General features: G+C 62.6%; 11 protein-coding genes and 1 other RNA gene. 5 read left to right on the forward strand and 7 right to left on the reverse strand.

The features are described from left to right. Positions 1-108: 108 nt before the first annotated feature. From hflC to EFR00_RS18455, 4 genes are all read right to left on the reverse strand, one after another. Entirely contained in the window at positions 109-1,080 is a 972-nt protein-coding gene (hflC, locus tag EFR00_RS18440) for a protease modulator HflC (protein WP_077992983.1), read from the reverse strand. Between the two features lie 3 nt (positions 1,081-1,083). Beyond that, a complete protein-coding gene (gene hflK / locus EFR00_RS18445) occupies positions 1,084-2,172 on the reverse strand; it encodes an FtsH protease activity modulator HflK (protein WP_038689963.1) in 1,089 nt (362 codons plus the stop codon). A gap of 149 nt (positions 2,173-2,321) precedes the next feature. Continuing rightward, positions 2,322-2,840 (reverse strand): dihydrofolate reductase, encoded by a 519-nt coding sequence (locus EFR00_RS18450; protein ID WP_009996664.1) that lies wholly within the window; start codon positions 2,838-2,840, stop codon positions 2,322-2,324. 13 nt (positions 2,841-2,853) lie between these two features. Next, positions 2,854-3,648, reverse strand: a complete 795-nt coding sequence (locus tag EFR00_RS18455) for a thymidylate synthase (protein ID WP_077992984.1) — start codon at positions 3,646-3,648, stop codon at positions 2,854-2,856. Positions 3,649-3,759: 111 nt separating this feature from the next. Here EFR00_RS18455 and ssrA point away from each other — a divergent pair. From ssrA to EFR00_RS18475, 4 genes are all read left to right on the forward strand, one after another. After that, positions 3,760-4,122, forward strand: a transfer-messenger RNA (tmRNA) gene (ssrA, locus tag EFR00_RS18460). Positions 4,123-4,250: 128 nt separating this feature from the next. Further along, the gene (locus EFR00_RS18465; protein WP_009996660.1) at positions 4,251-4,766 is read left to right on the forward strand and encodes an SspB family protein; all 516 of its coding nucleotides are present in this window, start codon (positions 4,251-4,253) and stop codon (positions 4,764-4,766) included. A gap of 48 nt (positions 4,767-4,814) precedes the next feature. After that, positions 4,815-5,009 carry a DUF4169 family protein gene (locus tag EFR00_RS18470; RefSeq protein WP_009996659.1) on the forward strand — a complete coding sequence of 65 codons (195 nt, stop codon included), beginning with the start codon at positions 4,815-4,817 and terminating at the stop codon, positions 5,007-5,009. Positions 5,010-5,113: 104 nt separating this feature from the next. Further along, complete coding sequence (locus EFR00_RS18475; protein WP_009996656.1) at positions 5,114-5,338, forward strand: ribbon-helix-helix domain-containing protein; 225 nt, start codon at positions 5,114-5,116, stop codon at positions 5,336-5,338. A gap of 65 nt (positions 5,339-5,403) precedes the next feature. Here EFR00_RS18475 and EFR00_RS18480 read toward each other — a convergent pair whose 3' ends face one another. The 3 genes from EFR00_RS18480 to EFR00_RS18490 all read right to left on the reverse strand — a co-directional run bounded on the left by EFR00_RS18480 (position 5,404) and on the right by EFR00_RS18490 (position 11,794). Beyond that, complete coding sequence (locus EFR00_RS18480; protein ID WP_077992985.1) at positions 5,404-9,108, reverse strand: AsmA family protein; 3,705 nt, start codon at positions 9,106-9,108, stop codon at positions 5,404-5,406. Between the two features lie 89 nt (positions 9,109-9,197). Further along, entirely contained in the window at positions 9,198-10,610 is a 1,413-nt protein-coding gene (locus tag EFR00_RS18485; RefSeq protein ID WP_077992986.1) for an FAD-binding oxidoreductase, read from the reverse strand. 149 nt (positions 10,611-10,759) lie between these two features. Next, positions 10,760-11,794: an aldo/keto reductase gene (locus EFR00_RS18490; protein ID WP_077992988.1), complete on the reverse strand. Its 1,035-nt coding sequence runs from the start codon at positions 11,792-11,794 to the stop codon at positions 10,760-10,762. Between the two features lie 92 nt (positions 11,795-11,886). Here EFR00_RS18490 and EFR00_RS18495 point away from each other — a divergent pair, with 92 nt between their 5' ends. Further along, a complete protein-coding gene (locus tag EFR00_RS18495) occupies positions 11,887-12,789 on the forward strand; it encodes a LysR family transcriptional regulator (protein ID WP_009994485.1) in 903 nt (300 codons plus the stop codon). Positions 12,790-12,861: the final 72 nt, after the last annotated feature.

The following is a 12,861-nucleotide window of genomic DNA, read 5'->3' on the forward strand; positions in this document are numbered from 1 at the left end:
AATCCCCGTGCAATCTGACGCCTCCTCGCAAAAGCCGGATTGTCTCAATCTGCATGCAAAAAGGGCCGGCGCAGGCCGGCCCTTTCAGTGTGCGGACAGCGCGCGGCGTCAGTTCGCCGGCTGGGCGGGGGCTGCGGGCGCAGCCGCGCCGGGAACGGCCGCAGCCGGCGCTCCGGAATTTGCCGGCGGCGTCTGCAGAGCGCCGGCGGCATTGTCGAAATAACGGAAGAATTCCGAATTCGGCGACAGCACCAGCATCGTGTCCTGCGATGAAAGCGCCGAGGAATAGGCCGCCATGGAACGATAGAATTCGAAGAAGGCGGGGTTCCTGGAAAAGGCGTCGGCGAACACGCGGTTGCGTTCGGCATCGCCCTGACCGCGCAGGATTTCTGCATCGCGCTGGGCATCCGCGGTGATCTCCACCACCTGGCGGTCGGCAATCGCCCGGCGGCGCAGGCCGTCTTCCGTGCCCTGGGCGCGCAAGAGTTCGGCTTCGGCCAGACGCTCGGAGCGCATGCGGTTATAGGTGTTCGGCGCAACATCGGCCGTCAGATCGGTGCGGCGGATGCGCACGTCCTCGATGTTGAGGCCGAGCAGTTCAGCGTCCGGACGCAGATCGTCGCGCACTTCAAGCATCATCGACACGCGCTCGTCGGACAGTGCGGCATCGAATTCCCGCAGACCGTAGACGCGGCGCAATGCCGAATCGAGACGGGTGCGCAACCGTGCTTCGGCCGCGTCGCGGTCACCGGAGACAGTTTCGCGGAAGCGCCGGGCATCGTTGATCGAATAGATCACGAAGGCGTCGACGTCGAAGGTCGCGCCGCCCTTGACCTGCACCTGGATATTGTCGAGGTCGAGGCGCAGCTTCTGCTTTTCGACGAGCTGAACGCGGTCGGCATCCATGAAGCTGAACGGCAGCTTGAAGTAGATGCCGGGCTCGGTCTTGACCGACTGGATTTCGCCGAAGCGCACGACGATCGCCTGTTCGCGGGCGTTGACCACGTAGACCGAGGAATAAAGCCCGACCAGCACGACGGCGAAGATGATGAGAATGACGGGAAGCCTGTTCGAAGTCATGGCTCAACCTCCCTGCTGCGACGGTCTGGAGATCTCGTTGAGCGGCAGATAGGGCACGACCCCCTGCTTCTCCTCGATGATGACCTTCTTGGAATTCTTCAGCACCTGTTCCATCGTTTCCAGGAACAGCCGCTTGCGGGTGACGTCGGGCGCCTTCGAATATTGTTCGTCGATGGCGATGAAGCGCTGCGCCTCGCCCTCCGCTTCCTTGACGACGCGGTCCTTGTAGGCGGCGGCATCTTCGCGGATACGGGCGCCGTCACCGCGTGCCTGACCGAGTTTCTGGTTGGCGTACTGGTTGGCTTCTTCCACCAGGCGCTGCTTGTCCTGATCGGCGCGCTGCACTTCCTGGAAGGCGTCGGCCACTTCACGCGGCGGCGCCACGTCTTCGATCGTCACCTTATTGATCGAAATGCCGGAATTGTAGCGCGACATCGTATCCTGAATGATATTGGCGACCTCGCTGGCGATCTCCAGGCGCCGGTCGCGGAACGCGTCCTGCGCCGGGCGCCGGCCGACCACTTCGCGCATCGCGCTTTCGGAAACCTGCTGCAGCGTCTGCGCCGGGCTTTCGACGTTGAAGAGATAGGCGCGCGCATCGCTGATTTGGTAGAGCACGTTGAAGCGGACGTTGAGGATGTTCTGGTCGCCCGACAGCATCAGCCCGCCGGCCGTATTGCTGCTGCCCTGCGTGCCGCCGACATTCAGCAGCTGCTCGGTGACCTTGACGATCTCGACCGTATCCATCGGCCAGAAATGGAAATGCAGACCCGGCATCGACACCGTTTCCCGCGGCTTGCCGAAGCGCAGCTCGACGCCGCGTTCGTCCGGCTGGACGGTGTAGACGCATTGGATCAGCCAGAAGACGGCGACGATCGCCAAAACGATCACCGCCACGCCGCCGTTGAAACCGCCGGGAACGATGTTGCGCAGCTGGTCCTGGCCGCGCCGGATAATATCTTCCAGATCGGGCGGTCCGCCCTTGCCGCCGCTGCCGCGCGGCCGGTTCGGCCCCTGACCCCATGGTCCCTGATTGTTACCGCCGCCGCCGCCCCAAGGGCCGCCGCCGCCATTCTGATTGCTCCAGGGCATCAAAACCTCGTTGTTCGTTAAGTGTTCCCCGCATCCGGGACCGTGGGGGCTGACCGGCGGATGCGTTGGTGACCGTTATAGGTATCACCGCACCGGCTTTCAACGCAGCGTGAGAAACTTGGTCAATTTAATTGGAAAATAGTTCGTTTTCAGGCGTGACGGCGCTCATAGACGACATAGCGGGTGGGATAGTTGTCCCTTTCGCCGGCCGGCACCGCGATCGTCTCTCCCGCCTGCCAGAGATCGGGATCGATCTCAGGAAACGACGCATCGCCATCGAGATCGGCCTCGACATGGGTGATGCAGAGCCGGTCGGCGAGATTGATCGCCTGGGCGTAGATCTGGCCGCCGCCGATGATGCAGATCTCGTCGGCGGCGGTTTCGCGCGCCAGCCTGTCAGCCGCGTCCATCGCCTCGGGCAGCGAATGCGCCATATTGACATCGGGATGATCGATCGCCGTTTGCCGCGAAATCACCACGTTCGGCCGTCCCGGCAGCGGCTTGCCGATCGAATCATAGGTCTTGCGGCCCATCACGACAGGCTTGCCCAGCGTCAACGCCTTGAAGCGCTTGAGATCGCTCGACAGCCGCCACGGCATGTCGCCGTCGCGGCCGATGGTGCCGTTGCGGGCAACGGCGGCGATGATGGTCCTGCGGATATCGGCCATGAAATGTCCCGGATCAGACGGCGATCGGCGCCTTGATGCTGGCATCGGCCTCGTAGCCGATCAGCTCGAAATCATCGAAGGTGAAGCCGAAAATGTCCTTCACATCGGGGTTGATGCGCATGAAGGGCAGCGGCTTCGGCCGGCGCGTCAGCTGCAGCTTCGCCTGTTCGAAATGGTTGTGGTAGAGATGGGCGTCGCCGAGCGTGTGGACGAAATCACCGGGTTTGAGCCCCGTCACCTCAGCCACCATCATCGTCAAAAGCGCATATGAGGCGATATTGAAGGGCACACCGAGGAAGATGTCGGCTGAGCGCTGGTAGAGCTGGCAGGAGAGCTTGCCGTCGGCGACATAGAATTGGAACAGACAATGGCAGGGTGGCAGCGCCATATTGTCCACTTCCGCCGGATTCCAGGCCGAGACGATGTGGCGGCGCGAATTCGGATTGTTGACTATGCCTTTGATCAGATTGGCGATCTGGTCGATATGGCCGCCATCCGGTGCCGGCCAGGAGCGCCATTGGGCACCATAGACCGGGCCGAGGTCGCCGTTCTCATCGGCCCACTCATCCCAGATCGAGACGCCGTTCTCCTTGAGATAGCGGATATTCGTCTCGCCCTTCAGGAACCACAAAAGCTCGTGGATGATCGAGCGCAGATGCAGCTTTTTCGTGGTCAGCACGGGAAAGCCTTCTTCGAGATCGAAGCGCATCTGGTAGCCGAAAACCGAGCGGGTGCCGGTGCCGGTACGGTCACCCCGGTCGGAGCCATTTTCAATCACATACTTCAGGAGATCGAGATATTGCTGCATGGCGCGCTGATTCCGTTTTCTCCAATTTAAGCCTTCGCTTTCAGGAAACCAATCGCCGGCAGGCATTTTCCAGTCCTTTCTGCCGCCGGAGGTAAAGCTTTTATGACGTTTGCCCTTTCCTTGGGCGAAGGAAATCACTATATCAACCCTGCCGGCTTTCGGGCCGGCTATGGCAATAAATGAGCGGTGTAATAAACCTATTGGACCCGGGGGCGGTACCCGGCGCCTCCACCAAAAACCGGCGGCATTGAAGGCCGGCTTTTGATGGGGGCGAAACAGGATCGACAAGGGTGTAAAGATCGACTTTTTGCTCGGCATTGTACCGCCGTTATCGGGCTAAAATTGTAGTTGCAAACGACAACTATGCGGAAGCTCGTCTCGCTGCTTAATCGCGGTGTGACACTTCAATCAAAGTCCTAGTGGTTCGCACCTCTAGGCGGGGTCCGAAGGCACCTGGCAACAGAAGCCTTCACCTTCTCCCTGCTGACGAAATCATGTATGCTGCGAAAAAACGTGACTCGGCTCCGGTCTTTCCCAAGGCGCCCGGACGTGGCATATAACCTTGTGAAAAGACTTCCGAACCGACGAAAGACAGGAAAAGCATGGGGCAGGATCATATCCGCTACGACATTCTGGCGCAGGATGCACTTCGCGGCGTCATCCGCAAGGTTTTGGCGGAAGTCGCAACAACGGGCCGTCTGCCCGGCGACCATCACTTCTTCATCACCTTCCTGACGGGTGCGGCCGGCGTCCGCATTTCCCAGCACCTGAAGTCGAAATATCCAGAGCAGATGACCATCGTCATCCAGCACCAGTTCTGGGATCTGAAGATCACCGAGACGCATTTCGAAATAGGCCTTTCCTTCTCCGACGTTCCGGAAAAGCTGGTCATTCCGTTCAATGCGATCCGCGGCTTCTACGATCCTTCCGTCAATTTCGAGCTCGAATTCGATGTGCCGCTCGCCGATGGCGAGGAGCTGCCGTCCGGCGAGATCACCGCCTATCCGGTCGATGCCGCAGGAAAGCCTGACGAAACCGCCGGCGCAAAACCGGCCGACGGTGAAGAGAAAAAACCGGGTTCCGTCGTCTCGCTCGACTCCTTCCGCAAGAAGCAGTGATTTCAAAGGGAGGCCCTGCCTCCCTTTTTAAGGGATTTCAGCCACCGCATGAGCGCCGAAATCATCAATCTGCGCCAGTTCCGCAAGAAGCAGGCCCGCTCCGAGAAAGAGAAACAGGCCGAGCAGAACCGTATTTCCTTCGGACGCACCAAGGCCGAAAAGCAGCTCACCCGCAGCCTGAACGACAAGGCCGACAAGGCCCACCGCGATGGCCGGATCGAGACGGATGATGACGGCGCATGAGGCTTCACGCAAAGCTTGAAAAGCCGAAAACGAATCTGCGATCAGCCACTTGCACGATTTTCTTGAATCGACCTTCGAAGCCGGTTGCGATGTGAACGTCCTTCATGATCCGCAAGCACTCGGCAACACTGCATGGCCATCGCACCAGTTTTTCGCTGGAAGATGAATTCTGGGCCGAACTGAAGACAATCGCGGCTGGGCGCTCGATGTCGCTGGCCGCGCTGATTTCCGAGATCGACGACCACCGCCAGCCAGACAGCAACCTGTCGTCGGCGCTGCGGCTCCATGTGCTTTCCTGGGCGAAGGCCGGCGGTAGCCGCCAGCCATGATGCCGCGATTGCCCATCAAAATCTGCGTCGATTTCCGATAAGACCCACGGACCTTCCAAGCGCCTTCATTGCGCCTGAACGTCCGGCAGCTGATCGAAGTTGAGCTGACCGGGCTGCACCTGCCCGCTGCGCCGCGCCGCTTCCGCGGCCGCCCTCGCCTGCGCATCGGCCTTGTCCCTGGCTTCCGCCGCGCGCGCAGCCTCCGCCTCGGCGGCCGCCTGCTGCGCCGCCGCTGCCTGTGCCAGCGCGCGCAGCCGCTCTTCCTCCGCCTGCCGCTGCCGCTCGATCTCGGCGGCCCTGACGCGCTCGGCGGCATTGAAGCGGTAGAGCGCGGTCTCGCGACGCAGCCGCTGCTTTTCGAGCACGATCGCCTGCAGCCGCTCGACGCGCCGCCGTTCGCGCTCGAAGGCGCGCAGCGAGAGGTAGCTAGTGATATCGGTCACATCCATCGTCTTGCCGGGCGACGGCAGCATGCCGGAGAAATTTAGCCTCAGCGCCGGTTCTGCGCCGGGAAGCGCCTCCGTGCCCGGATTGAGACCGATGCCGACCGTTGCGCTGATGCGCTCTTCCGGCAACGCGATCTGTGCGTCGGCGGTGACGCGGGCCAGATCATTGGCGACGGTGACATTCTGTACCCTCAGCGTCCCGTCGGTAATGTTGAAGGGAACTCCAAGCGGCGGCAGCTTCGCTTCGCCGTTGTTGAGCAGCGTCTCGACGATCGGATGTACCTTGCCGGCATTGATCTGTTCCTGCATCGTGTCGGTCGCGGCAAGCAGCGGCGGAAGGATGGCAAGGTTCAACCCGCGTATGCTGGTATCGCCGAGCCTCAGCTCCCCCGAACCATTGAGCGAGCTGGCAATCTCACCGATCGTCTTGCCCGAGGCCTCCATCGACAGTGACAGGTCGAACTTGCCATTGGCGATCGGCGCACCGTCACGCAGCCAGACGACGCCGGCAAGATCGGAATCGGCAAGCGCAAGCTTCGTCTGCAGGAAGCCGGTGCCGTCGGCATTGGTGAAGAGCAGGTTGCCGGAGAGCTTGCCGCCGTCCCAGTTGCCGGCCATGTCGTTGAGCTGCAGTTCGTCGCCCTTATAGGCGACGTTGCTGGTAAAATCGGACACCGCCGTTTCCGGCAGGCCCGGCCAGAACTGCTTGGCCGAAAGCTTCACCTTGACGTCGACATCCTTGAAGACGGGCAGGCCGAGCGGGGCCTTCGTCAAGGCGCCATTGGCGGGATCGACGATCTGGCCGAACACTGCCTCGCCAAGCCAGCCGGCGTCGGCTTTGGAGATCGTCAGCGCGCCGCTCGCCGTCGGCTTCGCAGCCTTCCGGTCGAAGCTCAGCGCTCCTGAAAACTCGTTGTCGGCCGCATGCCCCTTTATATCGGATAAGGCGATCTTGTCGCTGTCGACGGCGGCATTGACCTGCAGGCCGAACGGCAATCCCGTCCCGGTCTGCGGCAGGGCGATGCCGTTCATGATGAGATAGGGGTCGATATCGGCGCTATCGAGCGAAATCGCGATCTGACCATTCATGAAACTCTCCGGCCGGACATCGACCTTGCCGTTGGCGGTAAACGAAGTCCGGTCGGTGGCAAAGGTCAGCGCCGCATCGGCGGGATCATTGCCCGATGCCTTCACCTTGAGCGTCAGGCGGCCGTTGGCACCGACTTCGACCGGCAGCGGGTCGAGCCCGGCCTGGCCGAAGAGGATCGACGGCACGGCGTTTTCGAGCGTCGCCTCGAGGCTCGTCGTGCCGTTGCCGGTCAGCGCCAGCAGATCGGACATGCGATAGTCGAGATTGACACGGCTGCCGTTCGCCACACCGGCCAATGTCACCGTCAGCGCATCGCCTTCGTCGCCGCCGAGCGTCAGCGCTCCGCGCAATGCCGTATTGCCGTACCAGCCGGCATTGCGCACCAGCCGGTCGAGCACCGGGTGGTGCGGCAGATGCTCGCGCAGCATGGTGAAGAAGCCGCCGGGATCGGCCGATTTGAAGGTGATCTCACCCGCACCCTTGTAGTCGAGCAGCGAGCCTTCCGCCCGGCCCGTCGCCGTCAGCTCGGCGCCCGCGAGGTTCTTGACCGACAACCGGTCGACCGCAAGCGCCCCGTCAGCGATCGTGAAGGTGGTCTCGACATTCTCGGCGTCGACGCCGAAAGCGGTGAACTTGTCGGCCTTGAGCTGGGCGGCGATCTTGTGATCGAGGACATTGTCGCCGGCGTCCTGCCCGGTCGCGAGGCCGGCCAGCGCCTGCAGCGCGTCGAGATCAAGCGTGTCGCCATTCAACGCCACAGACAGGGTCGGCGTCTGGCCGGAAACCGCCTGCCGCTCCAGCCGGCCTTTCAGCGTCGCCGATCCCATGGCGATTTCGAGGTTTTCGAAACGCTGCAATTCATGGGTGAGGCTGACATTGGCGGAAAAACCCGCCTGCCGCAATTGCCGGATGGCCGGGTCGACCGAGCCGGCAAGCCAGGAGGCAAGCCCTGTTGGCTGGTTCGAGGCCACCACGATCTGACCGTTGAACGAGGGCTCGCCCTGAAGCAGGAGCTTGCCCTTGCCTTCCACCTGGGTGCGTCCCGGCAGCGTGCCGATGGCGCTGTTGATCATCCAGCCCGTTCCGGCCGGCTCCAGCTCCAGTTGCACATCGCGCAATGTCGTGTCGCCGGCGACGATCGCCGGCAACTTGACGCTTGCCTTGCCCGGCACTTGCGGGATCGGCACCTGTGCGACGATATCAATCAGTGAATTCAATCGCTGCCGCGCCGAAACCGCAGGATCCCGCGTCGTCTTGCCGGCCGCGCCTTCATTGCCGATGCGGTTGACATCGATTTGCTGGCCGTCAGCGGTCAGCAGGAATTCCGGCGCATTGCCGGTATCGAGCGTCGCCTCGCCTGTTATGACATAGGGATCGTCCGTCGGGCCGATCTCCATCCGGTATTCAGGGATGCGGATGCGTTCATTGGTGAGTTCGAAGCGACCCTTGACCCGCGGCGGCTGCTCATTCTTGTTGGCCGACTTGGCGCTGTTGCGGTTTTCGATCGCTGCTGAAAGCTGGCCCTGGTAATTCGGCTTGCGGTCGACGAGCTTCAGCTCGCCATCGAGATCGACGCTGACCGGCTGCTTGTCCGGGGAAAGTTTCGTGCGCATGCGCAGCACGCCTTTCTCGTCCGGCTGGCTGCTCGAGATCGAGAAATTCCCGTGTTCGCCGTCGAGCGCCGCATCGCCCTCGATGCGCCAGGGGCCGGCGAGCGACTTGGCCGACATCTCCGCATTCAGGCCGGTGATGCGGCGGCCCCGGCCCGACTGGTCGTCGATGAACTCGACCTCGCCGCCGCTGACATGCACATTTTCAAGGACGACCGTCTTTGCCGGAATTTCGGCGCGGCTGCCGCGCATCCAATCGAGTGTGCCGTCCTTGAGCAATCTCAGACGCACCTTCGGATTGACGACCCGCATATCGAAGATCAGCGCCTCGCCCGACAGGAAAGGCGCGAGCTCCGCATCCATGGAGAACTGCTCGACCCTGACGATCGGCGTGCCGTCGGCTTCCTGGCCGACGCGCACGTCATGCAGCGTGACCGACGGAAACGGCAACAGGCGGGCATCCACCGTGCCGTGGACGGTAACTTTCTTGCCGATGATGCGGCTTGCCTGATCCTCAAAGTTCTTGCGGAAATCCGTCCAGTCGATGAACAGCGGCGCAAGCAGCGCCACAAACAGCGCTACGACGATCACTCCCCCCAGAAAGACGAGGAACCGGCCTAACAATGCAAGGATTCTCCATTCGGGATTCTGTTGCCGACACTAGCGCTATTCATGCCGGGGGCAAGGCCCAAGTTCATGAGAATATTCCGTTTTCAGCCATGGTGGAAAATCTTGCCGGGATTGAAGATGCCGTCCGGATCGAGCGCCTGCTTCACCTGTCGCATCAGATCCACCGTTCCTCCGAGCTCCTGCTCCAGAAAGGCCATCTTGCCTTGGCCGATCCCGTGTTCGCCGGTGCATGTCCCGTCCATGTCGAGCGCCCGCCGGTTGAGCCGTTGCACGAAGCTTTCGGCGACGGCGATGTCTTCGGCGCTCTTGTCGTCGAACAGCAGGAGCACGTGGAAGTTCCCGTCGCCGGCATGGCCGACGATCGGACCGAGCAAGCCATGCGCCTCGATATCCGCCTGCGTCTGCGAAACGCAATCGGCAAGCCGCGATATCGGAACACAAACATCGGTCGAAAGTGCGGCAAGCCCTGGAGCCAGCGCCCTGGCCGACCAATAGGCGTCGTGGCGCGCCTTCCAAAGCTTGGTCCGCTCCTCGGCATTGGCGGTCCAGAGGAACTCGCCGCCGCCGCATTCGGCGGCGATCTCTGCGAAGGCTGCCGATTGCAGCGGCACCGTTTCGTCGGTGCCGTGGAATTCGAGGAACAGCGTCGGGCTTTCGGCATAGGAGAGTCCGGAATAGGCGTTGCACGCCCGCATCTGCACAGCGTCGAGCAGTTCGATACGGGCCACCGGAATGCCCATCTGAATCGTCATGATGACGGCATCACAGGCCGCCTTGATGCTCGGAAAGGCGCAGACGCCGCCGGCTATCTTCTGCGGGATCGCCTGCAGCCGCAGCGTCACCGAGGTCAGGATACCGAGCGTGCCTTCCGCGCCAACGAAAAGCCGCGTCAGATCGTAACCGGCCGAAGACTTGCGGGCGCGCCGGGCGGTGCGGATTTCCTCACCATTGGCAGTAACCGCCGTGACGGCGAGCACATTGTCCTTCATCGTCCCGTAGCGCACGGCATTGGTGCCCGACGCCCGTGTCGACGCCATGCCGCCGATCGAAGCATTGGCACCGGGATCAATCGGGAAGAACAGGCCGGTATCGCGCAGGTGAATATTCAGCGCCTCGCGAGTGATCCCCGGCTCGACCGTGCAGTCGAGATCCTCGGGATTGACCTCGAGCACGCGGTTCATGCGGCTGAAATCGATCGAAATACCGCCATTGGCGGCATTGACCTGTCCCTCCAGCGAGGAGCCGGCACCGAAGCCGATCACCGGCACCTTGTGGGCCGCGCAGACCCTGACCGCCATCTTCACATCCTCGGCGCTCTCGGCAAAGAGCACGCCGTCGGGCAGCTGCGACGGAATATAGGTGGTCGTGTGCGCATGCTGTTCCCGGAAGGATTGGCCGGTCTGGAAGCGCTCGCCGAAGCTCTGCTTGAGAATGCCGAGCACAGCGGCAATGCCCGCCTCGTTGCGTGTGCCGGCCTTTGCGTCCTTCAGCGCCATCTCTTTGATCTCCCTGCCATTCCAAGAAACCACGTCGTGTTTCGTGGGACCAGGCAGGGTATGCGGCAAGTCAAAGCGGCTGTCCAGTTAAGAATGGGAGAAGATTTCATTCCCCTTTTGTCATAGGACGGTCCGCTTTGCCCGAGACCTCAGACGATCGGCGGATTGAGCCGGGCGAAGCCCTCCTGCCGTCGATAGGGGAAATAGGGATAGGGCGCCGTTGTGGCGCTGACTGCGTCGAGCCTTTCGATCTGCTCCTTCGACAGGCTCCAGCCGACAGCGCCGAGGTTCTGCCTGAGTTGCTCTTCGTTGCGGGCGCCGATAATGACGCTCGACACCGTCGGCCGGCCGAGCAGCCAGCTGATGGCGATCTGCGGCACCGTCTTGCCGGTCTCCGTTGCGACGGCGTCCAGCACCTCGACAATGTCGTAGAGCTGCTCGTCGTCAACAGGCGGGCCGTATTGCGCCGTCTCGTGCAGGCGGCTTGCCGCGGGCAGCGGCTCACCGCGGCGGATCTTGCCGGTCAGCCGCCCCCAGGCGAGCGGGCTCCAGACGAGAGCGCCGACGCCCTGGTCGGCGCCGAGCGGCATCAGCTCCCATTCGTAATCCCGCCCCGCCAGAGAATAATAGACCTGATGGGCGACATAACGCGGATGGCCGTGCCGATCGGCGGTCGCGAGCGACTTCATCAGTTCCCAGCCGGCAAAATTGGAAACGCCGACATAGCGGATCTTGCCGGAGGCGATGAGCCCGTCGAGTGTCGCCAGCACCTCTTCGACCGGCGTCGAGGCGTCGAAGGCGTGAAGCTGCAGAAGATCGATATAGTCGGTCCCAAGCCGCCGCAGCGCCTCCTCGGTCGCGCGGATCAGCCGCGCCCGCGACGTTCCCCAGTCCTGCGGCCCCTCGCCCGTCGGCAACGCCGTCTTCGTCGAGATCAGCACGGCATCGCGCCGACCGCGAATCGCCTGGCCGAGCACTTCCTCGGAGGCGCCGGCCGAATAGACGTCCGCCGTGTCAAAAAGATTGACGCCGGCTTCGAGACAGATGTCGACGAGCCGTCGCGCCTCCTCGGCATCGGTATTGCCCCATGCGCCAAACAGCGGCCCGCTGCCGCCGAAAGTGCCGGCGCCGAAGCTCAAGACCGGCACCCTGAGGCCGGATGCACCGAGATTTCTATATTCCATGGCTCTGTCTCCTGTGTTTCTCGTGAGATAGACCCGGCCCCTGTGGTGATATAGATTGCCTTTCAGCAAAGCATTTGTGATTTGAATTCATCATGGGCCACCAGGACATCAACCGCTCCGGCGAGATGGAAGTCTTCGTCAGCGTCGTCGAGCGCGGTGGCTTTTCCGCGGCCGCCGCGGTGCGGCGCATGACGCCCTCCGCCGTCAGCAAGCTCGTCGCCCGGTTGGAGGCACGCCTCGGCGTCCGCCTCGTCAACCGCTCCACCCGCAGACTGCAGCTGACGCCGGAGGGCTGTGCCTTCTACGAGCGCAGCATCGCCATCCTTGCCGATATCGCCGAGGCCGAACGCCAGGCCTCATCCGGCGAGGAAGCGGCAGGCCGCATCCGCATCAACACCAGCGGCTCCTTCGGCAATCATGTACTGGCGCCGCTCCTGCCCGCCTTCATGGCGCTTCATCCCGCTGTGACGCTGGATATTGCCCATACCGACAAGGTGATCGACCTGATGGAGGAGCGCGCCGACGTCGCGATCCGCGCCGGGCCCTTGAAGAGCTCCAGCCTGATCGCCCGGAAGCTCGGCGCCACCGGCAAGATCATCGTTGCCTCGCCTGAATACCTCCGCCGTCATGGCGAACCGCGCACGCTCGCCGATCTCCGTCGCCATTGCCGCATCGGCTTTTCCTATGCCCGCGCCATCGAGGGCTGGCCGATGCGGGAGAGCGGTGAGACGGTGACGATCCCGATCACTCCGGGCATTCAGGTCGGAGACGGCGAAGCCATGCGGCATCTCGCTCTATCCGGCGCCGGCCTTGCCCGACTGGCCGCCTTCACTGTGCGCGCCGATATCGAAGCAGGTCGCCTCGTGCCGGTGCTCGAAGAGGCAAACCCCGGCGATCTCGAGGAGTTCTACGCCCTCTATATCGGCCAGGGCGGCCCACTGCCGGCGCGGGTACGCGCCTTGCTCGATTTTCTCGCCAGCCATGTGCGGCTCTGAGGCATCGGACAAGGCGACTCCATGAAAACAGCGACTTAAGCCGATTACTTGAATCAAACTCGCATCAAATGG

Source organism: Rhizobium sophoriradicis (assembly GCF_003939025.1).
Lineage (GTDB): Bacteria > Pseudomonadota > Alphaproteobacteria > Rhizobiales > Rhizobiaceae > Rhizobium > Rhizobium sophoriradicis.